The sequence below is a fragment of the Gordonia sp. (in: high G+C Gram-positive bacteria) genome (assembly GCF_047606305.1).
GTDB lineage: Bacteria > Actinomycetota > Actinomycetes > Mycobacteriales > Mycobacteriaceae > Gordonia.
On sequence record NZ_JASGER010000112.1, the window covers coordinates 1 to 24334 of the forward strand.

At 71.2% G+C, this 24334-nt stretch carries 23 protein-coding genes; 15 read left to right on the plus strand and 8 right to left on the minus strand.

The genetic code is table 11. The features are described 5' to 3' along the window. Positions 1–83: 83 nt before the first annotated feature. From tsaE to tsaD, 4 genes are read left to right on the plus strand one after another with little or no spacing between them, the layout of a single operon-like run. The gene (gene tsaE / locus QM634_RS14860; protein WP_415043573.1) at positions 84–560 is read left to right on the plus strand and encodes a tRNA (adenosine(37)-N6)-threonylcarbamoyltransferase complex ATPase subunit type 1 TsaE; all 477 of its coding nucleotides are present in this window, start codon (positions 84–86) and stop codon (positions 558–560) included. 2 nt (positions 561–562) lie between these two features. Then, positions 563–1246 (plus strand): tRNA (adenosine(37)-N6)-threonylcarbamoyltransferase complex dimerization subunit type 1 TsaB, encoded by a 684-nt coding sequence (gene tsaB, locus QM634_RS14865; RefSeq protein WP_415043552.1) that lies wholly within the window; start codon positions 563–565, stop codon positions 1244–1246. 4 nt (positions 1247–1250) lie between these two features. Continuing rightward, positions 1251–1739, plus strand: coding sequence for a ribosomal protein S18-alanine N-acetyltransferase (gene rimI / locus QM634_RS14870; RefSeq protein ID WP_415043553.1), 489 nt, complete (start codon positions 1251–1253; stop codon positions 1737–1739). A gap of 4 nt (positions 1740–1743) precedes the next feature. After that, a complete protein-coding gene (gene tsaD, locus QM634_RS14875; protein WP_415043574.1) occupies positions 1744–2781 on the plus strand; it encodes a tRNA (adenosine(37)-N6)-threonylcarbamoyltransferase complex transferase subunit TsaD in 1038 nt (345 codons plus the stop codon). On the opposite strand, the gene QM634_RS14880 is transcribed toward tsaD, so the two are convergent. The 6 genes from QM634_RS14880 to QM634_RS14905 are packed head-to-tail and all read right to left on the minus strand — an operon-like array spanning position 2768 to position 10753. Then, a complete protein-coding gene (locus tag QM634_RS14880) occupies positions 2768–3247 on the minus strand; it encodes a DUF2617 family protein (protein ID WP_415043554.1) in 480 nt (159 codons plus the stop codon). The two genes, tsaD and QM634_RS14880, sit on opposite strands and share 14 nt — an antisense overlap. A gap of 59 nt (positions 3248–3306) precedes the next feature. Continuing rightward, the gene (locus tag QM634_RS14885; protein WP_415043555.1) at positions 3307–4083 is read right to left on the minus strand and encodes an SDR family oxidoreductase; all 777 of its coding nucleotides are present in this window, start codon (positions 4081–4083) and stop codon (positions 3307–3309) included. Continuing rightward, positions 4076–4717, minus strand: a complete 642-nt coding sequence (locus QM634_RS14890; protein WP_415043556.1) for an isochorismatase family protein — start codon at positions 4715–4717, stop codon at positions 4076–4078. The genes QM634_RS14885 and QM634_RS14890 overlap by 8 nt, the downstream gene beginning before the upstream one ends. 17 nt (positions 4718–4734) lie before the next feature. After that, the gene (locus QM634_RS14895) at positions 4735–5697 is read right to left on the minus strand and encodes an ABC transporter substrate-binding protein (RefSeq protein WP_415043557.1); all 963 of its coding nucleotides are present in this window, start codon (positions 5695–5697) and stop codon (positions 4735–4737) included. Further along, entirely contained in the window at positions 5694–6926 is a 1233-nt protein-coding gene (locus QM634_RS14900; protein WP_415043558.1) for an enterochelin esterase domain-containing protein, read from the minus strand. Before QM634_RS14900 ends, QM634_RS14895 begins: the two co-directional genes overlap by 4 nt. Then, the gene (locus QM634_RS14905; protein ID WP_415043559.1) at positions 6923–10753 is read right to left on the minus strand and encodes an amino acid adenylation domain-containing protein; all 3831 of its coding nucleotides are present in this window, start codon (positions 10751–10753) and stop codon (positions 6923–6925) included. Before QM634_RS14905 ends, QM634_RS14900 begins: the two co-directional genes overlap by 4 nt. 62 nt (positions 10754–10815) lie before the next feature. On the opposite strand from QM634_RS14905, the gene QM634_RS14910 reads away from it, so the two are divergent. Genes QM634_RS14910 through QM634_RS14930 form a run of 5 tightly spaced genes read left to right on the plus strand, consistent with a single transcriptional unit; the run spans position 10816 to position 16773 of the window. Then, a complete protein-coding gene (locus QM634_RS14910) occupies positions 10816–12696 on the plus strand; it encodes an AMP-binding protein (RefSeq protein WP_415043560.1) in 1881 nt (626 codons plus the stop codon). Next, positions 12693–13748, plus strand: coding sequence for a FecCD family ABC transporter permease (locus tag QM634_RS14915; protein ID WP_415043561.1), 1056 nt, complete (start codon positions 12693–12695; stop codon positions 13746–13748). Before QM634_RS14910 ends, QM634_RS14915 begins: the two co-directional genes overlap by 4 nt. Next, positions 13745–14815 carry a FecCD family ABC transporter permease gene (locus QM634_RS14920; protein ID WP_415043562.1) on the plus strand — a complete coding sequence of 357 codons (1071 nt, stop codon included), beginning with the start codon at positions 13745–13747 and terminating at the stop codon, positions 14813–14815. The genes QM634_RS14915 and QM634_RS14920 overlap by 4 nt, the downstream gene beginning before the upstream one ends. Beyond that, the gene (locus QM634_RS14925; RefSeq protein WP_415043563.1) at positions 14808–15599 is read left to right on the plus strand and encodes an ABC transporter ATP-binding protein; all 792 of its coding nucleotides are present in this window, start codon (positions 14808–14810) and stop codon (positions 15597–15599) included. Before QM634_RS14920 ends, QM634_RS14925 begins: the two co-directional genes overlap by 8 nt. Before the next feature lie 10 nt (positions 15600–15609). Further along, the gene (locus tag QM634_RS14930) at positions 15610–16773 is read left to right on the plus strand and encodes an amidohydrolase (RefSeq protein ID WP_415043564.1); all 1164 of its coding nucleotides are present in this window, start codon (positions 15610–15612) and stop codon (positions 16771–16773) included. A gap of 80 nt (positions 16774–16853) precedes the next feature. Here QM634_RS14930 and QM634_RS14935 read toward each other — a convergent pair whose 3' ends face one another. Beyond that, a complete protein-coding gene (locus QM634_RS14935; protein WP_415043565.1) occupies positions 16854–17966 on the minus strand; it encodes a YncE family protein in 1113 nt (370 codons plus the stop codon). 175 nt (positions 17967–18141) lie between these two features. Here QM634_RS14935 and QM634_RS14940 point away from each other — a divergent pair, with 175 nt between their 5' ends. From QM634_RS14940 to groES, 3 genes are all read left to right on the plus strand, one after another. Next, positions 18142–19917, plus strand: a complete 1776-nt coding sequence (locus QM634_RS14940) for a hypothetical protein (RefSeq protein ID WP_415043566.1) — start codon at positions 18142–18144, stop codon at positions 19915–19917. Continuing rightward, complete coding sequence (locus QM634_RS14945) at positions 19914–21017, plus strand: YncE family protein (protein WP_415043567.1); 1104 nt, start codon at positions 19914–19916, stop codon at positions 21015–21017. Before QM634_RS14940 ends, QM634_RS14945 begins: the two co-directional genes overlap by 4 nt. Positions 21018–21190: 173 nt before the next feature. Next, positions 21191–21490, plus strand: a complete 300-nt coding sequence (gene groES / locus QM634_RS14950) for a co-chaperone GroES (protein WP_415043568.1) — start codon at positions 21191–21193, stop codon at positions 21488–21490. A 73-nt stretch (positions 21491–21563) separates the two neighbouring features. Here groES and QM634_RS14955 read toward each other — a convergent pair whose 3' ends face one another. Next, positions 21564–21860, minus strand: coding sequence for a WhiB family transcriptional regulator (locus QM634_RS14955; RefSeq protein WP_415043569.1), 297 nt, complete (start codon positions 21858–21860; stop codon positions 21564–21566). A gap of 211 nt (positions 21861–22071) precedes the next feature. Between QM634_RS14955 and QM634_RS14960 the strand changes: the two genes are divergently transcribed. The 3 genes from QM634_RS14960 to QM634_RS14970 all read left to right on the plus strand — a co-directional run. After that, the gene (locus QM634_RS14960; RefSeq protein WP_415043570.1) at positions 22072–22881 is read left to right on the plus strand and encodes a hypothetical protein; all 810 of its coding nucleotides are present in this window, start codon (positions 22072–22074) and stop codon (positions 22879–22881) included. 72 nt (positions 22882–22953) lie between these two features. After that, positions 22954–23538 carry a sigma-70 family RNA polymerase sigma factor gene (locus QM634_RS14965; RefSeq protein WP_415043571.1) on the plus strand — a complete coding sequence of 195 codons (585 nt, stop codon included), beginning with the start codon at positions 22954–22956 and terminating at the stop codon, positions 23536–23538. Next, positions 23535–24334: anti-sigma-D factor RsdA (locus QM634_RS14970; protein WP_415043572.1), on the plus strand; the 800-nt coding region annotated here is incomplete at its 3' end. The genes QM634_RS14965 and QM634_RS14970, both read left to right, overlap by 4 nt.

Genomic DNA, 24334 nt, shown 5'->3' on the forward strand with positions numbered 1-24334 from the left:
GACGCCCCGCCGCTCGTCGACCACATCGCGGCCCCGCCGGTCGACGTCGCACCGCCGCGGCCCCCCTGGTGGCGACGGTGGCGGTGACGGTCGTGCGCGGCGAATCGGGCGCCGCAGAGCTGCCCGAGGTCGCCGACACCGAGGACTTCGGCCGTTCCCTCGCGGCGACGCTGCAGGCCGGTGACCTGGTGATCCTGGACGGCCCGCTCGGCGCGGGCAAGACCGCGCTCTCCCGCGGCATCGGTGCGGGCCTGGGAGTGTCCGGCCGCGTGACGTCGCCGACCTTCGTCATCGCGCGCGAGCACCGGCCCGTGCGGGCGGGTGGGCCGGGCATGGTGCACGTCGACGCGTATCGGCTGGGTACCGACGGGCGGACGGCGCTCCTGGACGAGTTGGACGCGCTCGACCTCGACACCGACCTGACCGATTCGGTGGTCGTCGTCGAGTGGGGCGCGGGTGTCGCCGAGCGACTGTCCGACGACCATCTGCTCGTCCAGCTGTCCCGCGATGCCGACAGCGACCTGCGACGGGTGTGCTGGCGTTGGGTCCGGGAGGGGTGAGAATGGCTGATCCAACGCGCGTCCTGGTCATCGACACCGCTACCGCGGCCGTCGTCACCGGCGTGGCGGTCGTCGCCGACGACGAGATCGGTGTTGTCGCCTCGCGGGTCGTCGCCGACCAGCGTCGGCACGCCGAGACCCTGACGACGTTGATGAAGGAGTGTCTCGACGAGGCGGCCTGGCACGGGCGCGACCTGGACGCGGTCGTGGTCGGCTGCGGGCCCGGTCCGTTCACCGGACTGCGCGTCGGGATGGCCACGGCGGCCGCGTATGCCGACGCCCTGCGGATCCCCGTCCACGGGGTGTGCACCCTGGACGCCCTCGCCGCGACCGTCGACCGGGGGCGTGCGACATCGTCGCTGCTCCTCGTCACCGACGCGCGGCGGCGGGAGGTCTACTGGGCGCGGTACGCCGACGGCACCCGGGTCGACGGCCCCGGCGTCGTCGCGCCCGCGACGCTCGTCGAGCAGCTCGCCGACGAGCAGATCGACCTCGTCGCCGGTGTGCCCTCGCTCCTGCCCGAGAACCCGTGGGCGGGTGCCGAGACCTCACTGGACGCCCTCGGCCTGGCCGCCGCCGCCGCGCCGGCGCTCCGGTCCGGTGTCGACCCCGATCCGCTGGTGCCGCTCTACCTGCGCCGCCCCGATGCCGTCGAGCTCGCCGATCAGAAGAAGAAGCGGGTCTGAGCCGATGCTGATCGACGAGTTGCGGCGCGCCGACGTCGCGCGCTGCGCCGAACTGGAGAAGGAGATGTTCGCCGGTGACTCGCCGTGGCCCGCGGCCGCCTTCCGCGCCGAGCTGAACGCCCCGTACAACCGCTACTTCGCCGCGCGCGAGGCGCTCGGTGACCCGCCGATCGGCTACGCCGGCATCTCCATCCTGGGCCCGGCGGGCGACCACGAGTGCGAGATCCACACGATCGCCGTCGCCGCGTCGCATCGCGGCACGGGAATCGGGCGCGCACTGCTGGCGGAGATGCTCGCCGTCGCCGACCGGCGCGATGCCCCGGTGTACCTGGAGGTCCGGGTCGACAACGAGCCGGCGATCGGCCTGTACGAGAGTGCCGGCTTCGTGCGCGCCGGGCTGCGCAAGGGCTACTACCAGCCGTCGGGGGCCGACGCGTACACCATGATCCGACCCGCCGCGAGCGGCACGATGCCGGAGAACCCCGATGAGTGAGCGCCTGACCGTGATGGGCATCGAGAGCTCCTGCGACGAGACCGGAGTCGGGATCGTCGAGTGGACCTGCGACTCCGTCGAACCGGTGCGCCTGCTCGCCGACGAGGTGGCGTCCTCGGTCGCCGAGCATGCCCGCTACGGCGGCGTGGTGCCCGAAGTCGCCTCCCGCGCCCACCTGGAGGCGATGGCGCCGACCATGCGCCGGGCACTGGCCGCGGCGGACATCGACAAGCCCGACGCCATCGCCGTCACCATCGGCCCGGGGCTGGCGGGTGCGCTGCTGGTGGGTGTCGCGGCCGCCAAGGCCTACGCGCTGGCCTGGGACGTTCCGCTGTACGCGGTGAACCACCTCGGCGGCCACGTCGCCGTCGACACCCTCGAGCACGGCCCGATGCCGCCGTGCATCGCACTGCTCGTCTCCGGCGGCCATACGCACCTGCTGCGGGTCACCGATCTCGGCGCGCCGATCGAGGAACTCGGCACCACCGTCGACGACGCGGCGGGGGAGGCCTTCGACAAGGTCGCCCGGTTGCTCGGCCTGGGCTACCCGGGTGGACCGGTGATCGACGAGCTCGCGCGCGACGGCGATCCGACCGCGATTGCCTTTCCACGCGGCATGACCGGCCCGCGGGACGCCCGCTACGACTTCTCGTTCAGCGGCCTGAAGACCGCGGTCGCGCGCTACGTCGAGGGTTGCGAGCGCCGTGGCGAGGCGGTGCCGATGGCCGACGTCGCCGCCTCCTTCCAGGAGGCGGTGGCCGACGTGTTGACGATGAAGGCGTTGCGGGCCTGCGGCGACTTCGACATGACGACGCTCGTCCTCGGCGGCGGGGCGACGGCGAACTCCCGGATCCGGTCGCTGGCACAGGAGCGGTGCGACGCCGCGGGTGTCACGCTGCGCGTGCCGAAGCCGCGGTTGTGCACGGACAACGGCGTCATGATCGCGACCCTGGGGGCGCACGTGATTGCCGGTGGCGCCCCGCCGTCGCCGTTGACCGTGGCGACCGATCCGGGTCTGTCGGTCCAGATCAGCGCCTACTGACCGAGCTCGCGGTGTAGACGACCTCGCCGGCCGCCGGGTAGGTGTGCCAGGTCTCCCAGCGCAGCACGTCGTCGGCCGCGTCGAAGGCCGCGCGCACCGCCGTCACGGCCAGCGGTTCGTCGTGGGTGCACAGGACGCCGACTGAGTCGGGCGCGCCGACCTGCTCGCCGAGGAGGCGCACCAGGATGCGCAGCGCCGATGTCTCGTGCGCCGCGACGTCTGCGCGGAAGGTGTACCCGTCGCGGCACCACCGGGTGGGCAGGAACGGGTCCTCGCCGGGCAGGTCGGCGAGGGTTTCCCGCAGTGGCTCGTGGCGTCCGGTGACGACCACCTGGTGGCTCGAACCGAGCAGGCGCAGGTCGACGTCGAATCCGCCGAGTCGGGCACGCCGATGGGTGAGGGCGGGCTGCTCCCCGACGTCGAGCGACAGGGTCAGCGCCGCTGCGCGGTGGGGGGCTTGCGTCACGGCGGTCACGGTAGCAATCCGCGACGGGGGCCCTCGGTCATCCGGCGGACCCCGGGTCTCTACTGGTCGAGGGTGGCGCCGCCGTCGACGCGCAGGTCGTGCAGCGTGATGTGTCGGGCCGCGTCGGAGGCGAGGAAGACCGCCGACGCGGCGATGTCCTCGGGCTGGGCCAGCCGGCCCAGCGGGATGCCCAGTCGGAACTGGTCGGCGTTGCCGGCGATCACGGCCGCCGCGCCCTGTTCGGCCGGTTGGGACGGCGGCCACATGCCGCGCAGCATCGGGGTGTCGGTCGAACCGGGGGTGATCACGTTGCACCGCACGCCCCGCGCGGCCAGCTCGAGGCCGGCGCTGCGGACCAGGTTGGTGACGGCCGCCTTCGTCGCGCCGTAGGCGCCCATCCCGACGCGCGGGGTGGCCGCCGCATTCGATGACACGACCGTGATCGAGCCGCCGTCGGCGACGGTCCGCGTCGCCGCGCGCAGCAGCGCCATCGTCGCCGTCAGGTTGACGGTGACGAGCCGGTCCCACTCGTCGTCGTCGATCGCGCCGATCGGCCCGCTCGCCAGGACCGCGGCGGTGTGCACGACCGTGGTCAGCGGACCGCCCAGCTCAGCACTCGCGCCGTCGACCAGCGCGGTGACCGCACCCCGGTCGGTGAGGTCGACGACTGCGGACCGGCAGTCCAGATCGCCGGCGAGGTCGCCGACCGCCGGGTCGACGTCGCTGAGCAGCACGTGCGCACCGGCCGCGGTAAAGGCACGGGCCACGGCCGACCCGATCCCGCCGGCGGCGCCGGTGATCAGGGCCCGCTTGTCGGCAAGGGGCCGCTCAGCCATCGGCCTTGAGGGCGCGCAGCACGTCGTCGGCGGGCAGGGCCACACCGCAGGTGTTGTTCACGTAGTCGATCGCGCCACCGTGGAAGGAGGCGTTGAAATCGGCGACGCCGTCGGACACGAAGAACACCTGGACGTCCTGCATGAAGGCGTCGGCGGCGGTGAGCAGGCACCCGATGTGTGCGTAGATGCCGGTGATGATCAGCTGGTCGCGGCCGTCATGGGCCATCAGCGAGCGCAGGTCGGTGCGCGCGAAAGCCGAATAGCGCCACTTGACGATCGTGATGTCCTCCGGGCGGGCGCGCAGCGGCTCGATGATCTGCGCCTCCTCCTCGGTGCTGATCCCCGGTCCCCAGCGGTCGGTGAGGAGGCCGCGTCGTGACGGGTGCTGGTTGGGCGGCTGGGCGGTGAGGATCACCGGCACGCCGGCCTCGTCGCAGGCGTCGCGCAGGCGGGAGATCGTCGGCACGACCGTCGACAGCGGCTCCGAGCCGCGTTCGTAGACGTCGACGAAATAGTTCTGCATGTCGTGGATCAGCAGCACGGCCCGGTCCGGGTCGATCTGCCAATCGAGCTTGACGGTGCTCCGCGGCGACACGTCGGCCATCCGGTACGGGGCGATGGGGGGAATCGACACGGGTCTCCGATCGGGGATCACTTGAAGGCGGCGGTGATGTCGTCCAGGACCGCCTGCACACCGAGGGGACCGGTGCCGCTGGTCCACGGCGTGCCGTCGACCGGGTAGACGTGACCCTCGCGGCTGGCGCGCAGCGCTGCGAAGCCCGGCTTGGTCTGGGCGACCTGAAGGTCCTGGCGCGCCTGGTCGGTGCCGCCGAGGACGCCGAAGAAGATGTAGTCGGCGTCGATCATGTCCAGGTTCTCCATGCTGATCTTCTGGCCCGCGCGGTTGGCCGAGTTGATCTTCTCCTGGGCGGCCGGTCGTTTCATACCGACCCGGTCGAGCACCCAACTGGACAGCGAATTGCCGCCGACGATCGTCGGCCCCTCGGTCGACCAGCGGATGACGCTGGCAGTCGGTGACGCGTCGCTGGAGCTCTGCGCCACCAGCGCCTTGGTGTCGACGATCTGCCGGTCGACCTGGTCGCGGACCGTGCGCGCCTGGTCGGGTCGCGCCAAGACGTCGGCCATGGCGGCGAAGTACTGCTCCCAGCCGCCGGTGTACTTCGCGACGACGATGGTGGGGGCGATCTTGCCCAGGTCGTCGAGGGAGTGCCGGGCGCCGGTGGTGTCGTCGACGATGATCAGGTCGGGCTTGAGCTTGAGGATCTGCCCGAGGTTGGGGGCGCGGGTGGAGGCCACCACCGGAATGCGGTTCTGGCCCTCGGCGGCCACGAGGTAACCGGGGATCCCCATCTGGCCGCGGCCGGCGGTCGAGCCGATCGGGACGACGCCCAGGGCCAGCGCCGAGTCCAGGGCGCCCTCGGCGAGGGTGACGACCCGCGTCGGGTGCTTGGGGATGGCGACCTTGCGCTTGGCGGCGTCGACATAGTCGCGGCCGTCCACCGGCGCCGGCGCCTGCTGGACCGAACACGACGCGAGTCCGACGGCGAGCGCGGTGCCCAGGGCGGCCGTGGTGATGCGGACGGCGAGCCTCATTGCTGCGCCTCCTTTCCAATCGGCGTGGTGAGATCGGCCAGCAGCAAGTGTGCCCACCAGGCGATGTCGTGGCCCCCGGCGAACCGTTGCAGTGTCGTCGGCCAGCCGGCCGCGGACAGGCGGTCGGCGAGCGCGGAGACCGCGTCGAGCAACAGGTGCTCGTTGCGGCCCACCGCGAGGCGCACCGGGCGCGGTGTCGCCCCGGCCAACTCGTCGCCGATCCAACCGGATCCGTCGGTCCGGTCGGCGGGACGACCGGTCAGCCCGGGTTTCCACCACATCGACGGAGAATACGCGAGCACCTCGTCGACGGAGGCCGGGAACCAACTTGCGGCCGCCAGTGCGGCGATTCCGCCAAGACTCTGACCTGCCCAGATCGTCGTCGTCCGCGACACGCCGAGCGCCGCGCGCGCCGCGGTCAGGACGTCGTCGACGACAACGGAGAGGAACTCGCGGTTCGCGCCCAACTGTGCCAGTCGGGCCGGTGCCCCCGCCGGTGCATCGATGCCGAGCAGGGCGATCGGGTCGTCCTGCTCGCCGACGCGAGAGGCCAGGACACCGGGCAGGTCACAGGTGTCGAACCACTTGTCGGCGTCCACGAGGACGACCAGGCGCGTCGGCCCGCTCCCGCCGCCGAGCGGCGCGGTGAGCCGCCAGCGCACCGCGGGGGCGTGTGGGTCGCCGCCCCAGGTCGTCGCGGCCAGCTCGCCGCCGGCGATGACCGGCGGTGTCTGAGAGGGGCTGCGCCAGCCGCCCAGGTCGGGTGCGTCGTCGGTGCACAGCACAGATCCGAAGGGCGACTCGGCGCCGTCGGGGCAGCACGGGTCGCTGACCGCTCGGTCGGCGACGTCGCGCGAGTAGACGAGTTGTCCGTCGCGCAACGCGGGGTCGTCGGCGGCATACGGGTAGAAGCGATAGGTCGCCATGGTGCCGCGCGGCACGTGCAGCTCGGTGAACCAGAGGTCGGTCGACCCCCACCGGCGCAGCTGCCCCTGCGCGCCGTGCGGACCGTCGGTGAGGCGGTTGACCCACGCGTACACCCCGTGGGCGTCCGGTTCGGCGACGACGGCGAGCAGCACGCGCTGGCGGCCGGGGTCGTGGGGGTCGTCGGTGACGATCGGGGTGCCGCAGTCGGGCAGGGCGGCGAGGACGGCATCCGCGTCGTCATCGGGCTCCGCCTCCACGATCAGCGCGCGGAGGGTCGCCGAGTCGAACCGCGGCGCGGTCATCGACGGCCCTCCAGCACGTCGGCGACGGCGGCGAGTGAATCGGGCGCGACCATCCCCGGGTGGTTGACCGCCAGGCTCGTGTAGCGCACCGCCCCGGCGACGTGGGGTGCCCAGGCCGTCGGTGGGAGGAAGTCCTCGGCGGACTCGGCGGCGGCGAAGTGGTCGGCGTCGCCGGCGACGACACCCGTCTCGTGCGAGCGCATCAGCGCGGCGAAGTGGCTGACGACCTCGGTGATCCGGCGGACCTGGTCGACGGTCAGGCTGCCCAGCGCGGCGTGGTGGTCGCGAAGCGCGGCGAGGACGTCGTCGTCGGAGTCGAGGGCCGCGTCGGAGTCCGCCCCGGCCATGATGAGCAGCGCCCGGCGCACCTCGGCGGGCGTGGCGGGAGGCTGGTCGGCCCAGCATTCGCTGGGGTAGGCGTCGAGCAGGACCACCTGGTCCACGGTACGACCGCGCGCGGCAGCCTGGGCGGCCATCTCGTGCGCGATGACACCGCCGACCGACCAGCCGACCAGGCGCAGCGGCCCGGTGGGCGCCACGGTGTCGATCGCGTCCAGGTACTCGGTCGCCACCGTGCGCAGCGAGTCGGGGAGCGCTCCGCCGTCGAGCCCGTCGGCCTGCAGCGCGTAGAGACCGGTACCCGGGTCGAGGACCGGCAGCAACCCGGCGTAGCACCAGCCGAGGCCGCCGGCCGGGTGGACGGCGAACACCGGTGGGTGGCCGGGCGTCGCCGCGCGCAGCGTGAGCAGACGGCCGAAGGGATCGGCCGACTCGCCGCCGGCGAGGCGTTCGGCCAGCGCGGCGACCGACGGCGCGGCGAAGAGATCGGCCACCCCGACCTCCGTGCCGAGTACCTCGCGGCAGCGGGCGGCGAGCGCCGAGGCGCTCAGCGAGGTGCCGCCCAGGTCGAAGAAGCTGTCGGTCACCGACACCTCGTCGCGGCCCAATGCCTGGGCGAACAGCGGCTCGAGGGCCATCTCGGCGGGGGAGCGCGGCGCGGTGATGCGGTCCGAACCGAGAGTGGGCTCGGGCAGGCGGCGGCGGTCGAGCTTCCCGTTGCGGGTCATCGGCATGGCGTCGAGGACCTCGATCGCATCGGGAACCATGTAGCCGGGCAGTCGCCGGGCCAGTCGGCTGCGCACGTCCACCAGGTCCACGGTCGCGCCATCGGCGGCCACGACATACCCGACGATGACGGTCGACGCCCCGCCGCCGGTCGACATGTCGCGGGTGACCACGACGGCTTGGTCGACGTCGGGAAGGTCGGCGAGCGCGGCCTGGATCTCGCCGAGCTCGATCCGGCGGCCGCGCACCTTGACCTGGTCGTCGACCCGGCCGACGTAGGCCAACCGTCCGCCGGCGTCGCGGTGCACCAGGTCGCCGGTCGCGTACATGCGCTCGCCGGCGCGGAACGGGTTCGCGACGAAACGGCACGCGGTGAGCCCGGGTCGGCCGAGGTAGCCGCGGGCCAGTTGGATGCCGGCGAGGTAGAGCTCGCCGACGGCTCCCGGCGGCTGCGGGCGCAGCGCCGAGTCGAGCACGTAGGTCTCGGTGTTGGCGATCGGCGAACCGATCGGCACCTCGTGGCCGTCCCAGTCCGGCCCCGGCGCCCATTCGGTGACGTCGACGGCGGCCTCGGTGGGGCCGTACAGATTGTCGATCGACGCGGCCGGCAGTTGCCGCTGTCCGCGCCGCAGCACTTCGGGCGGCAGGGCCTCGCCGGAGCACACGATCAGGCGCAGGCCGGCCAGCTCGGCCGCCGACGGTTCGGCCGCGAGGAAGGCGGCCAGCGCCGACGGGACGAAGTGGCAGACCGTGACGCCCCGCTCGGCGAACTCGGCCGCCAGACCGGCGCTGTCGCGCTCCATGCCCGGTGTCGCGAGCACCAGCGTCGCGCCGCTGATGAGCGGCCAGAAGAACTCCCACACCGACACGTCGAAGGAATACGGCGTCTTCTGGACAACGCGGTCCTCGGGGGTGAGGTGGAAGGTGTTGTCCATCCAGCGCAGCCGGTTGACGATGCTGCGGTGCTCGATGACCACGCCTTTGGGGCGGCCGGTCGAGCCGGAGGTGAAGATCATGTAGGCCGCGTCCCGCGGGCCGGCGACGGTGGTCGAGTGCCGCCGAGGGGGCGTATCGAGACCCGCGCGAGGCGAAATCGTCAGCGTGAGCCCGTCCCACTCCCAGTCCGCGGTGCCCTCCGCCGGCGCCGTCAGCAGCACCGCGGCGCGTGCGTCGTCGAGCATGTCGTCGATGCGCGCCTGGGGGAGCTCGGGGTCGATGGGGAGGTAGGCGGCCCCGCGCTCGAGGGCGGCGAGCAGGCCGCAGACCATCTCCGGGGAGCGGGTCAGGCGCAGCGCGACGACGTCGCCGCGGCCGACGCCGTGCTCGCCCAGCGCGGCGGCCAGATCGGCGACGGCCTCGCGCAGCCGACCGTAGGTGAGGGAACGATCTCCCCACACCAGCGCGGTGCGGGCCGCGTGCGCGACACCGGCATCGGCGAGCAGCCGGGTCAGGGTCGTCGACTCGGCTTCGGCGACGAGGGCGGGCTCGTCGGTCTGATTGCGCTGCACCGTCTCGAGCCGGGTCTCGTCGGGGAGGGCGACCGTCAACGAGCCGAGTCGCACGGTGCCGTCGTCGGAGCCGATCTGCGACAGCAGGGCGGTCAATCGCTCGGCGTGGGCGGTCGTCTCCTCGAGGGTGTAGCGCTGCGGGTTGGCCTCGACCTCGAGCACGAACCCGCCGTCTGGTTGGGGCGAGCCGGTGAGGGTGAGGTCGTCGACCGGCCCCATGGCGATGTTGCCGACGGTGCCGGTCGCGTCGCCGAACCGCAGTTGCGGGGTGAAGAACTTGAGGTTGGCGCCGGGCCCGTAGAGCGGGGTGTCGGCGCCGACGAGCCCGAGGTCGCGCCGCAGGCGGTCGGCGCGGTAGCCGACGTGCGGGCGGACGTCGCGCAGTTCGGCGGCGACGGCGGCGATCAGCTCGTCGATGGTCATCGTCGGGGACACCGACAGGCGCAGCGGGAGGATGTTCACCTCCGGCTGCATGGTCGCCGGGGCACCCAGTTTGCGGTTGGCCCACGGCACGCCGAGCGTCACCGTCGACTCACCGGAGTAGGCGCCGACGTAGGCGGCCAGCGTCGCCATCAGCGACTCGGCCCAGCCGCGATCGGTGGCGGTGGTGCGCGGCGCCAGGCGGCGGGTGATCCGGTGGGCGCGGCGGTGCGCCAGGGCCGGCTCGGCGCGCGACACCGAGGCCGGACGGGCCGTGTCGACGTAGTCCGCCCAGAACGCGGCGTCCTGCGCTGCCGGCTCGGGGTCCTTCTGCGGCTCGCTGAAGGGGGAATCGGGCAGCGGTTCGTCGGCCGCGGCCGCCGTGTAGCTGTCGGCGATCCAGCGCAGCAGCCGGGCGAAGGAGTAGCCGTCGACGGCGATGTGGTGGATGCGGGTGATCCACACGTGACGGTCGGGGCCCAGGCGCACGACATGCTGCCCGGACAGCTGGTCGCCGGTGATCTCTGCGGCGATGGGTGCCGTGGTCATGGCCCGCTCGATGATCGCGTCGAGCTCCTCGGCGGTGGCGTCCAGGACCGTGACGGGGTGCATCCGCTCGACCGGCTGCACCCGCGGACCGGCGCCGTCGTCGGCGTAGCGGGCGTTGAGTGCGGGCACCCGGGCGAGCCGGTCGGCGAGGACCTGCGCGAAGCGGTCGGCGTCGAAGTCGCCGACGATCTCGATCCGCTCGGCGCACTGGTAGACCGGTGCGTCCGCGACCTGGAGCTGGGCGAACCACACAGCGAGCTGGGCGGCGGTGAGTTCGTCGTGCAAGGGGCGGGGCTTCCGATCGTGGGGGTGACTATTTAGGTTAGCCTATGGTTTAGGATCGCCTGGTGGCTGGATATCCCCCCGACGTGGCCGAACAGTACCGGGCCGCCGGCTATTGGATCGGGCAGACGCACACGTCGATGCTCGAGGATTCGACGGCCGCGCACCCCGATGCCGAGGCGGTTCGCGACGAGCGACGCACCCTGACCTACCGCGAACTGTTGGACGGTTCGCGGCGCCTCGCGAACGGCCTGGTCGAGCGGCTCGACCTGCGCCCGGGGGATCGTGCGGTGGTGCAGTTCCCGAACGTCGTCGACTACGTCGAGGTGATCTTCGCGCTCTTCGACGCCGGTGTCCTGCCGGTCTTCGCACTGTCGAGCCACAGCGTCGCCGAACTCGAGGATCTGGTGACCCGCGCCGATGCGGCCGCCTTCCTCACCGTCGACGCCTTCGGCGGCACCGACTACCGCGCCCACGCCGAGCACCTGGCGAGGACCCGCCCGACGACCTCGGACGGGCGTGGCTTCGCCACGGTCGTGGCCGAGCTCTCCGCGCCCGATCCGCTCGCCGCGATTCGCAGCGACGACGCCGCTTCCACCAACCGGTCCGGTGCCCCGTCGGACACCGCCTTCCTGCAGCTGTCCGGCGGCACCACCGGCGCCCCGAAGATGATCGGCCGCACTCACGACGACTACCTGTACTCGGTGCGCGAATCGGCGCGCATCTGCGGCCTGGACGGCTCGTCGGTGTTCGGCGTCGTGCTGCCGGCCTCACACAACTTCACGATGAGCAGCCCCGGCATCCTGGGTGCGCTGTACGCCGGTTCGCGCATCGTCATGGTGCCTGGGACCGATGCGCGCACGGTGCTCTCGGCGATCGCCCGGCAGCGCATCACCCAACTGTCGGCGGTGCCGCCGCTGGTCGCGGCTTGGCTCGACTCGCCCGAGGCCGGTCGACACGACGTGTCGTCGCTGCGGGTGCTGCAGGTGGGCGGCGCCAAGCTGGCCGAGACCGTCGCGCGGCGCGTCCCCGACCTCTTCGGGTCGGTCACGCTGCAGCAGGTCTTCGGCATGGCCGAGGGACTGGTCAACTACACCCGCCTCGACGACGACTTCGAGCGCATCGTCAGCACCCAGGGGCGCCCGATCAGCCCGGGCGACGAGGTCCGCGTCGTCGACGCCGACGGCGAGCCGGTGCCCGACGGCCAGGAGGGCAGCCTGCAGACGCGCGGTCCGTACACGATCCGGGAGTACTGGGGCGGGGCCGCACCCGAGTCCTTTACCGCCGACGGCTTCTACTGCTCCGGCGATCGGGTCGTCCGCGACGATCAGGGTTATCTCACCGTCGTCGGCCGCGACAAGGACCAGATCAACCGCGCGGGGGAGAAGATCGCACCCACCGAGGTCGAGGGCGTACTGCTCACCCACCCCGGCGTCCGCGACGCCTCGGTGGTCGGCGCCCCCGACGAGCGGCTCGGTGAACGCATCGTCGCCTATGTCATCCCGGCCACGGCCGCCGTCGACGCCGGCGAGGTGCCCGACGAGTTCGCGCTGCGCGGCTTTCTGCGCGAGGCCGGCCTGGCGCGCTTCAAGATTCCCGACGACGTGCTCGTCGTCGACGAGTTCCCCACGACGGCCGTCGGCAAGATCAGCAAGAAGGACCAGCGCAAGGAAGCCGAGCAGGAGGCGGCCGCGCCCCCGGCGGCCGACGCCGACCCCTTCGACCCGGACCGTCTGCGCGCCGACCTCGCGGACAAGCTGATGGTCGACCCTGCGGCGCTGACCGGGACGTTGATGCTCGCCGACATCGGCATCGACTCGCTGCAGCTGATGGCCCTGCTGGACAAGTGGCGCGCGGCCGGCGCGGCGGGCCTGGACTTCGAGACGGTCGCGCAGTCCCCGACGCTCGACGACCTGTTCGCCGCCGTGCGGGCGGGCGCCCGGTGACCGCGACGCGGGTCGGGCCCGAGCTCGAGGAGACCCGCGGCGGCCGGCGGCGGGATCTGCGGCTGGCGGTCGTGTGGCTGGGTCTGCTGGCGGTCCTGCTGGGACTGGCCTGGCTGAGCCTGTTCGTCGGCGCGCGCAACGTCAGCCCGCACGTCGTGTGGGAGGCGCTCTTCGGCGGCGGCAGCGGCTACGACGCCCTGGCGGTCACCGACACCACCGACGGGCGGTTGCCGCGCGGGGTGTTGGCGATCCTGGTCGGCGCCGCCCTCGGCGTGGCCGGACTGCTCATCCAGCGGCTGATGAACAACCCGCTCGGCGATCCGCACATCCTCGGCATCAACGCCGGTGCCGCACTGGCCATCACCATCGTCGGCGGACTGCTCGGCCTCACCCAGATCTGGGTCTACGTGTGGTTCGCATTCGCCGGTGCGGTGGTGTCGATGATCCTCGTCTACTTCCTGGGCACCGCCGGCCGCGGACCGCTCACCCCGCTGCGGGTCACGATGGCCGGCATCGCCCTCACGGCCGTGCTGACCGGTGCGGTGCGCGGCATCTCGCTGATGTGGCCCAACGCCTTCGACGCGATGCGCATCTGGGAGGTCGGCTCGGTGACCGGCCGCGGATGGGTGGTCGCCGCATGGGTGGCGCCGTTCATCCTCGTCGGGATCGCGGTGTCCTACGCGATCGCCCACGCCGTCGACGTGATCGGCATGGGCGATGAGATGGCCACCGCGCTCGGCGTCCGCGTCGGGCGCATCCGCCTCATCGCACTGGCCGCCGCCACCGTGCTGGCCGGTGCGGCCACTGCCGCCGCCGGCCCGATCGGCTTCGTCGGCCTGATGGTGCCGCACGCCATCCGGCTCGCCCTGGGCGTCACCGGTCGGTGGGCGGTGTCCTTCGCCATCCTCGTCGGTGCGCTGGTGCTGCTCTCGGCCGACGTCGTCGCGCGACTCTTCAACGAGGACAAGATGCCCGCCGGGATCGTGACCGCCTTCGTCGGCGCACCGATCCTGATCCTTCTGGTGCGCAACTCGGCGAGGTCCGCGCAATGACCGCGACCATCGACTTCGGCCGTCCGCAGCGCGTCGTCCGGCTCGGCGGGGCCTCCGAACGGTTCGACCAGCGCTCGCTGATCGTCGGGACCGTGCTGGCGGTGGCCCTGGTCGTCGCGGTCGGGTTCGGACTCGTCGCCGGTGACGACGGCGTCGGCCTGCACCAGCTGGTCGACGGGTTGACCGGCGGGGGAGACCAATTCGCGCAGTACGCCGTGCGTGGGCTGCAACTGCCCCGCGTCTGCGCCGCCGTGGTCCTCGGCGCCGCCATGGCGCTGTCCGGCGGGATCTTCCAACTGCTCACCCGCAACCCGTTGGGCAGTCCCGATCTCATCGGCTTCGGCGTCGGCTCGTATACGGGCGCGTTGATCGCCTCCCTGGTGATCGGCCTCGGCTTCGCCGGGATGTCGGCGTTCGCGCTGATCGGCGGCCTGCTCACCGCCGGGATTGTCTACCTGCTCGCCTATCGGCGCGGGGTCGGCGGTTTCCGCCTGGTCATCACCGGCGTGGCGATCAGCGCCATGCTCGCCGCGGTCAACTACTGGTTGATCCTTCGCGCCGACCTCGACGACGCAATGCTGGTCGCCCAGTGGGGCGCGGGCACCCTGGACACCCCGATCGCGCGCAACTGGTCCTATCTGCTGCCGGCGTTCGTGATTGCGGTCGTGCTGATGGGATTGCTGGCGATGCTGAGTCGACGGGCCCGCATCATCGAGCTGGGACCCGAATTGGCGCGCGCCCTCGGCGCGCAGACGCGGCTCGTCGCGGTCGCGCTGCCGGTCATCGGCGTCGCCCTGATCGCCGTGGCCACGACCATCGCCGGCCCGGTCGCCTTCGTCGCGCTGGCGGCCCCGCACATCGCCCGACGGCTGTGCCGCTCCGGTCACACCCCGTGGACCATCACGGCTCTCGTCGGCGCTCTGCTGTTCCTCGTCAGCGACATCGTCGCCCAGCGCGTCTCCGCGCTGGTCGGCGGTTCACTGCCCGTCGGCGTCGTCACGGTGTGCGTCGGCGGTGTCTACCTTTGCTACCTGCTCTACACAGAGATGAGGCGTTCGCGTGCCTAGTCCCCACGACCGGTTGAGCGCCCGGGACCTCGTGCTCGGCTACGACGACGAGACGATCGTCGACGATTTGAGCCTGGCGATCCCCGACGATCGGTTCACCGTGATCATCGGTCCGAACGCGTGCGGCAAGTCGACCCTCCTCAAGGCGCTGGCGCGCGTCCTCGCCCCGCGCAGCGGCGAAGTGGTGCTCGACGGCAAGGCGATCAACTCCTACGCCCCGCGCGAGGTCGCCAAGGTCCTCGGACTGCTGCCGCAGTCGTCGTCGGCGCCGGAGGACATCCGCGTCGCCGAGCTCGTCGCGCGCGGCCGCTTCCCGCACCAGGGATTCCTGCGCAACTGGTCGCCCGACGACGAGCGGGTCGTCGCCGAGGCGCTCGCGGCCACCCGCACGACCGATCTGGCCGACCACCGCGTCGACCAGCTCTCCGGCGGCCAGCGACAGCGCGTCTGGGTCGCCATGGTCCTGGCGCAGCAGACCCCGCTGATCCTGCTCGACGAGCCCACGACCTTCCTGGACATCGCCCACCAGATCGAACTGCTCGAACTGTGCCGGTCGCTCAACCGGGAGCAGGGCCGGACCGTCGTCGCGGTGCTGCACGACCTCAACCAGGCGTGCCGCTACGCCGACTTCGTCGTCGCCATGCGCGACGGCCGCATCGTCGCGCAGGGTGCCCCCGCCGACGTCGTCACCGAGGCCGTCGTCAAAGAGGTCTTCGGCCTGCCGTGCCGCATCGTCGACGATCCGGAGTCCCACACGCCGCTGGTCATCCCGCGAATGGCCTAGCGTGGCAGGGGTGAATAGCGCACTGGACCTGGACGGCTTGCGCGCGTTGCGGCGCGACCTGCACGCCCACCCCGAGCTGGCCTTCGCCGAACACCGCACCGCCGGTGTGATCGCCGACCGCCTGCGCGGACTTGGCATCGAGGTCACCACCGGCATCGGCGGAACCGGGGTGGTCGGGGTGATCACCGGATCGGCCCCCGGCCCCGTGGTCGGGCTGCGCGCCGACATGGACGCCCTGCCCATCACCGAGGAGCTGCCGCGCCCGCACGCCTCGCAGACCGAGGGTGTAATGCACGCCTGTGGGCACGACGGGCACTGCGCCATGCTGCTCGGCGCCGCCGAGCTGCTGGTCGGCAAACCCGACTTCGCCGGCACCGTCGTGCTGGTGTTCCAGCCCGCCGAAGAGGGCGCCGCCGGTGCGCCGGCGATGATCGCCGACGGCGTGCTCGAGAAGTTCGGCATCCAGGAGATCTACGGGATCCACAACATCCCGGGCATCCCGGCCGGCGACTTCGCGGTGCGCCCGGGGACCCAGCTGGCCTCCTTCGACGACCTGGACATCGTGCTCAGTGCGGCCGGCGGCCACGCGATGGCACCGCACCTGACCGGTGACGTCATCGTCGCGGGCGCGGCGCTGGTGACCGCACTGCAGACGATCGTGTCCCGGCGCCTGGACCCGGCGGTCCTCGCCGTCGTCTCGATCACCCAGTTCACCGCCGGCTCCACCAACAACGTGATCTCGCCGACCGCACGGCTGCGCGGCACCGCGCGGTGCCTGGACGCCGACGCGCGCGATCAGATCGAGCGGTTGGTGGGGGAGATCGCGGCGTCGATCGCCACGGTCCACGGGGTGCACGTCGACGTGACCTACGAGCGCCGCTATCCGTGCACGGTGAACGAACCGGCCGCGGCGGCCCGCGCGGCGCGTGTGGCGGCGACCGTCGTCGGCGACGACCGCGTGGACCCCAATTGCGCGGGAATCCTGGCGGCCGAGGACTTCGCCTTCTTCCTGCAGCAGATCCCCGGCGCGTACGCGTTCATCGGAAACGGGCCCATCACCGCCGAATCGGGGGCGGTGCACAACCCCGCTTACGACTTCAACGACGACATCATCGAGCCGGGTGCGCGATTCCTGGCGTCGATCGCCCGACAGGCGCTGACCGACCTGTCCTGACTTCCGCCGAGCGTGCCCAGAATCTCGCCGAGCGTGCCCGGATTTTCGCCGAGCGTGCCCAGAGTCTCGCCGAGCGTGCCCTAGTTGGGCCGCAGGACGATCAGCTTGCTGCCGATGTGCTGGCTCGCGTAGACCACGCCGGTGGCCTGGTCGACGGCGACCGTGTGGGGAGCGGCCTTGCCGGTCGGGATCGTCGCGAGGATCGCACCGGTATCGGCGTTGAACACGGTGATCGACTTCTTCTGCAGGTTGGCGCTGTAGACGCGGCGGCGCGAGGAATCGATGGCGAGCTTGGCCGGCGTCGTCTTGGTGTCGATGGTCTGCACGACGCGCAGCGAGTTCGGGTCGATGATCGAGATCTTGCCGGTGTCGTAGCTGTTCGCCCAGACGCGGCCGGTGCTCGGATCGACCTTCACGCGAGTGTTCGACGGCGTCTTGATCTTCTTGATGATCCGATTGGTGCGCAGGTCGATGACCGCCACGAAGTTGTCCTTCTTGGCCTCATAGTCGGCGTTGCCGACGTAGAGCCGGTTGCGCGAGGCGTCGACGTCGAGGAAGGACGCCTTGTTCAGGTTGGGGATCTCGCCGACGAGGCGGCCGGCCGAGCTGAAGATGCCGACCTTCCCGGTCCCGTTGAGACCGACGTAGAAGCGACCGGTGGTCGGGTTCACGACAGCGCCCATCGGGTGCGAGTAGCGGATCGAGGTGAGGTTGCGCGGGGTGACCGCGCGGGCGTTCATGCCGAAGACGGTGACGCCACTGGCGTGGGCGTTGGTGACCAGGACGCGGCCGCGCTTGGGGTCGATCGCCAGGCCGTCGGGGACCTGGGCGGCCGGGATGAGTTCCACCGGGCCGATCATCATCAGGCCCTGCGGCTGGTTGGACAGGTCGATGCCGCGCACCGGACGGTTGGCGGTCGTGCTGAAGACCTCGACCTTCGGCTTCACCGGGTGATCACTCGGGATGAAGTTGCTCCCGGTGGTGCGCATCGAATCGTTGTTGTCGGCGATGAAGATCTGCTGGCGCCCCTGGTCCAGGGCGATCTCGCCGCCGCTGACGACACCGGCGGGCACGCTGCTCAGCGCGTAGCCGGGAGCGGCGTGTGCGGAGGCCGGCAGGACGACGACGGTTGACACGGCGACTGCGGCGACGACACTGCCGGTCCGCGCGAGACGAGTGTGGCGAAGAGTCATGTAGGTAAGCCTAACTCACCATCGGTTGTCCCCGGCGCCGACCTCCGAGGGTGTGACGTCAGCCACTCTGCTTGCGTCGACGCAACTACTTAAGGTTAGGCTACCCACAATTTACTGAGTATTTACTTAGAGCCTGCTCGGTGCGCAGGGTGGATTCGACGGTGGGGGAGCCTTGATGGGCGGCTGGAGGGGTGCGCGGCGCGGATGGCTGCGGGCGACCGCGGTGGCGACGCTGGGCGTCTTCGTCGCGGCGTTCATCGGTGGTAACGGGTCGGCGGCCGCGGTCACCCAGAACCCCGCCTTCCTCTATCGGTCCCCGGTGGCCAAGAAGGTCGAGCCGACGTTCGAGACCTACCAGGAGCGCATCGACCGCATCGCCGAATCGCCGCGGTCGCTGCTGCCCGTCCTGCGGGACAACCGGAACAGGGCGACCGTGTGCGTCTCCGGCGAGTTCACCACCCTCGGCGTCGTCTACGACTCGCTCTGGGAGGGCATCTTCCCGATGCTTCCCCCCGAACTGCGCGAGCACGCGAAGGCGGCAAAGGCCGTCGCGCACCGGGACATGAAGCGCATTCATGTGTCGACGCTCGCGGTCTCGAACAACCCGATGGCCCGCGGTGCCGACCGGAACAAGGGCGGTGGCGCGCGGTATCGCACCGCCGCGTCGGCGTGGATCGTCGAGAGCCTGCTCAAGATTCGCGACGGCAAGCAGAACGAAGCCATCGCGCTGGAGAACATCACCCTGCAGCAGGCCGTCGAGACGGCCTGGCTGTACATCTTCGCGACGGCCGTGGTCCCGCTGCGTGTCGCGACCGCCTTCCTGCCGTACTCCGGCTCGATGGTGGGTGCCGGCGACAACACCATCTTCCCGCTGCCCGCGGCCGGGCCCCTGCCGACGACGCTGTGGGGCTTCATCAGCAGCTACCTCACGGGACTGACGTCGTTCAACGCGTTGCTCAACCTCGGCTTCTCCGGGTGGCAGATCGTCGCGACCTACGTCTACCAGGCCATCTCGAACGCATTCATCAACCAATGCGTCGCCCGAGTGACCGCCGAGCAGCGCGACGCGGCCGGCAAGCCGAGTGACACGGTCAAGTACGACATCCCGGTCCCGCAGATCATCAAAGACGCGGCCGATCAGTTGGCCCTGGCGGATGCGGAGACCTGCAAGCCGGTCAGCAGCCTGCCGCTGAGCCGTATCGTGCGGCGGACGGCCGACCACGTCGAGAGTCTCTTTCCCGACCAGGCGCGCAAGCGCCAGGTGCGGGCGGCGAGCGCGGACATCCTCGCGCGGATGCGGGCGACGCGGATCCCCCACAACCTGATCCCGGCCGATCCGGCCGACTTCGATTTCACCGAGCAGATGGCCTCGCTCTTGGCCGGGTTGGCCATCCCGTTCGTCGGGGGCGCGCCCTTCGACGTCCTGATCGGGTTGAACCACAACCGGGCCGAGGGGGCCGACTTCACCGAGACGGTGTCGCTCGCCGACCTGACGGTGACCAAGTCGCTGACCGCGGCCTACTACGTCTACTACGTGTCGCTCTGGTTGTTCGGATTCGTCGGCGGCCAGGTCGAGGGCACGATCCTGCGCGCCGTGTTCCCGTGGTTGCCGGTCGGCGGCGAGCTGGGGGCGGTGTCCTTCACCCGCATGGCGGTCGTGTCGTTGAACCTTCCGCTCGTGCACGGGCTGGTCAACTTCCACAACGTGGTGCGCTCGATGTGCTTCCGCGAGGACGACACGACCGGCACCGGTCGCGGCGCCGAGGTGCGCAAGGACGACGCCGTGCAGCCCGAACCGCTGACGCCGGCCGAGCAACGGCTGCAGCAGCGGCAACTCAATGCCAAGCGGGCCAAGGCCAAGCGCCTGAAGGCCAAGCGGGCGACCGGCGAGCGTCATCGCCACGGCCGGCGCGACCCCGTGCCGCCGACGACGAGAAGGGAAGTCCGATGAGAATGCGCCTGCGCAACCGATCACTGCCGGTGGCGGTCGCCGCCTGTGCGGCGGCCCTGCTGGTGTCGCCCACCGCGGCGGCCGACGCCGCACCGAAGTGGGGCTTTCACCTCGGCCAGGTCCCGACCGGCACCACGACCGGCGGACAGCTCGCGCTGGACCCCGCCAGCGGGTCCTTCTACATCGCCGACAACGCGTTGCCGCTGAGCATCGAGCACCGGGTGGTCAACACCGCGCCGCCGCGCGTCTCGGTGTTCAGCACCGCGGCCCAGCGGCCGGTGCGACACATCGACCTCGCCGGCCAGCCGACGGGACCGTTCACCTACGGGCCGTTCGTGCTGCCCGTCGGGCAGATCCCCGACGGGATGGCCCTGGACACGGTGAACCGGCGCGTCGTCACCACCAGCGCCCACGCCAACGGGCTGAGCGTGTTCGGCATGGACGCTCGCTGGACCGGCCCGAAGAACCTGGTCGCCATCCTGCCGGGATCGCATCCCATGGGCGTCGTCACCGACAACGCCGGACGGGCGTGGGCGTCGCTCTTCAGCAAGGACAAGGTCGTGGTGATCGACACCGCAACGCGGCGGATCGTCGGGTCGATCGCCACGGTCCGGCCGACCCTGCTCGTCCACGACCCCGCGCGGTCGCGCGTCTACGCGGGGAACAACGACGCGGTTCAGAAGCGGCGCAACTACATCGGCGTCATCGACACGCGCACCAACCGCCTGGTCGGCAAGATCGCGGCGACGCGCAACTCGCGCGCGCAGGTCGATCCGGCGACGGGCCGGGTCTTCATCGCCAGCTTCGTCAGCGGCCGCCTCGCCGCCATCGATCCCCACTCGCTGCGGGTGGTCAAGGTCGTGAAGACGAATTCGACCCCGTCCTCGATGGTGGTCGATCCGCAGCGCCGGCTCCTCTACGTGACCACGATGTTCCGCAAGACGCTGCTCGTGCTCGACGCCGATTCGCTGCAGACGATCGCCAAGGTCCGGGTGCCCGGCCACGTGCACACCCTTGCGCTGGATCCGCGTTCGGGTCTGGTCTACGGCACCCAGAACGGGACGTCGATGATGATGGTGGTCCGACCGCAGGCCCGCTGACCCGTGTCGATGCCATCGGCACCGGTCGACCTTGAGTGCTGGCACTCTCGGGTATAGAGTGCTAGTTGGCACTGTGAGAAGCCCTCGTTCACCCGCGACGGCGGGGGTTTGTCCGAGCAGGGCCACAAACGTCATCGTTTTTCGTTCAGGAATGAAAGTAGAGGACTCACATCGTGGCGAGTGTGAACATCAAGCCGCTCGAGGACAAGATCCTGGTCCAGGCTCTCGAAGCCGAGACCACCACCGCTTCTGGCCTGGTGATCCCGGATACGGCGAAGGAGAAGCCCCAGGAGGGCAAGGTCATCGCCGTGGGCCCCGGTCGCTGGGACGAGGACGGCGAAAAGCGGATCCCGGTGGACGTCGCTGAGGGCGACACCGTGATCTACAGCAAGTACGGCGGCACCGAGATCAAGTACGACGGCCAGGATTATCTGATCCTGTCGGCGCGCGACGTTCTCGCCGTCGTCGGCTAAGACCGCACGACGACGTCCGCCCCGGGTTCCGAAGGGAACCCGGGGCGGACTCTTTTGTCGTGGACGGCCGGCGTCAGCCGGCCAGGTTGCCGCGGCGGCCGCGGCCCTTGAGGATCATGGCGCGCTCGGTCTCGCCCAGGCCGCCCCAGATGCCGTACGGCTCGCCGACCCGCAGCGCGTGCTCGCGGCACTGCGCGAGGACGGGACAGCTGTGGCAGAGCTCCTTGGCACGCTGTTCGCGGCGCGCTCGCGCACGTCCCCGCTCGCCGTCGGGGTGGAAGAAGACAGAGGATGCCTCGCCGCGGCAGGTGCCGAGACGCTGCCAATCCCAGATGTCGGCGTTAGGACCCGGTAGCGCTGGAATCGACATGGTGTCTCCTTGTCTGGGTTCACTGTCGAGCTCCCTTGTGGGGCGCTCATGCGGCCACAGTAAACACGCGCCACGACAGAAGTCAATTTAATGAATTGCAAATCGCGAATAGCAAAAATTCCCAGGAAATTAACATTCCCGTCACTGGTCAGAAGCGTTTCGACGTGATACTGGAATGCGGCCCGATATCACCTCCGATAGCGTGTTTCGCATGTCTCCGGCGGCGTCGACGAGTGGGTTGTGGCAGCGCGCGGTGCAGGTCGGCCACCGCGGCGACATCGCCGAAGCCCGCGAGATTCTCAGCGACCTCGACGACGCGGTCGGCCCCTCTCGCGACCCCGACGATCGGGCACTGGTCTCCCTCGCCCAGAGCACCCGGGCATCCTGGCTGCGCCAGTCCGGCCGGCACGACCTCGCCCACCGCCTCGACGGACGAGCCGTCTACACGGCCGTCGACGCCGCCGGGCCGCCACCGGTCTCCGGGTGGCCGCGCGCCGCGCTGGCCGACGCGCTGATCGGACTCGCGGCCGACAACCTCGGTCTGGGGCGCTTCGACGCGTCGACGGGCCTGCTGGACGAGGCGGCCGACGTTCTCGCGGCCCCGGCCGAGACCGACGACTGGCACCTCGACGGGCGGTTGCGACTGCGCCGACTGTGGGTCGCCGCCGAGAACGCCCTCTACCGCGGCGAGGGGGAGCGCGGTCGGCAGGAGGCGCTCGCCGCAGTCACGGCCGCCGCCGACTGCCCGTCGTCGCATCACCGGATCAAGACCAGCCTGATCGCCGCCGCCGCGGCGGCCGCGTGCGGTGACACGGTCGAGGCGACCACCCGGGCGCGCGCCGTGGTCGACGACGCCGGCGCCCTCGCACTGCTGCCCCTGCAGTGGGCCGCGTGGCAGCTGCTGGCCGGGCTGGGCTCCGACTCCGACGCCCGGCGCCGCGTCGACGAGACGGCCGAGTCACTGACCGAATCCGGGTTCTTCCGCGCGCCGGAATTCGGCAGCGCCGTCGACGGCGGATAGTCTGGTCGAGTCTGCGCTCGGGGGATTTCCGATGGCGCGAAAGGCCTTGTAACACAGGAACTGCAGCTGACGATGAAACTCACAGGTGACGCGCTCGACGCGGCCGTCCGGGCGGCAGCCCAGGGCGACCGGGAAGCGCTCGCCTCCGTTCTCGCGAGCGTGCAGGAGCCGATCCTGCGTTATTGCCGAGGACGGATCGGAGTCGGAGAACGCCACCTGTTCTCCGCCGACGACATCGCGCAGGAGGCGTTGATGGCGGTGATGACGGCGCTGCCGAGGTACCGCGACGAAGGTCGCCCGTTCCTCGCATTCGCCTACGGAATCGCCTCACACAAGGTCGCCGACGCGATGCGGGTGGTCAGCCGGTCCAAAGCCGATCCCACCGATGAGTTGCCCGAGCTTGCCAACTTCCTCGACAGCCCGGAGCAGCACGCCCTCCACGCGGACGGCAATCGTCGGATGTCGGCTTTGCTGGCGACACTGCCGGAGAAGCAGCGAGAGATCCTGATCCTCCGGCTCGTCGTCGGGCTGACCGCCGATGAAACCGCCGACGCGGTGGGATCGACGGCGGGAGCCGTCCGGGTGGCCCAGCATCGCGCGCTGGCGAAACTGCGCGAAGAACTCAAGCACGACAATCAGGGAGGGCAGGGCAGATGAAAGATCTGACACCCGACGAGCCCAATGGCGGCGTCGCCGACCTCGACGTCGCGTCGATCACGCGCGACGACGAGATGCTCGAGGCGCTCGGCCTCGGCCTGCCGGTCGTCGCCGACACGGCCGTGGACTACGAGCTGGCCGAGCTGCTCGCCGGCTGGCGCGCCGGCGTTCACGAGGTGCCGCTCGAGAGTGGGATCACCGTCGACGACGTCGAGCACGCGATCGCGGCCGGCGCCGCCCAGCGGCAGCCCGACCGTCGTGTCGGTCGACGGCTGCGCCTCGTGGCCGGTGCCGCGGCCGCGATGGTCGTGGCCCTCGGCGGCCTGAGCATCCTGTCCGAGGGGGCGAACCCGAACGACGCGCTGTGGGGCATCAAGAAGGTCGCCCATCCGTCGAAGGCCGTTCAGACCCAGGCCGCCTTCGACGCCCAGGGCACCCTGGCCAAGGCCGAGCAGGCGCTGGCCGCGGGCAAACCGACCCAGGCCCGCGAGCTGATGAAGCGCGCCCAGGCCACCCTGACGCCGATCGCGAACAAGGAAGACCGGGCGGAGATCGACGCGCGCATCGCACGCCTGTCGACCTCGATCGACTCCGCGATCAAGGCCTCGGCCCCCGCGAAGAAGCCGACCAAGAAGCCGCAGCAGCACGTCGCGCCGCCCACGGTCACCGACGACATGCCGCAGTACGTCCCGCCGCAGGTGCAGGTGCCGCAGTACACGCCGCCGCCCGTCCAGGCGCCGGTCGTGCCGCAGCAGCCCGCGCCCCAGGCGCCGCAGCAGGCGCCGGCCCCGGAACC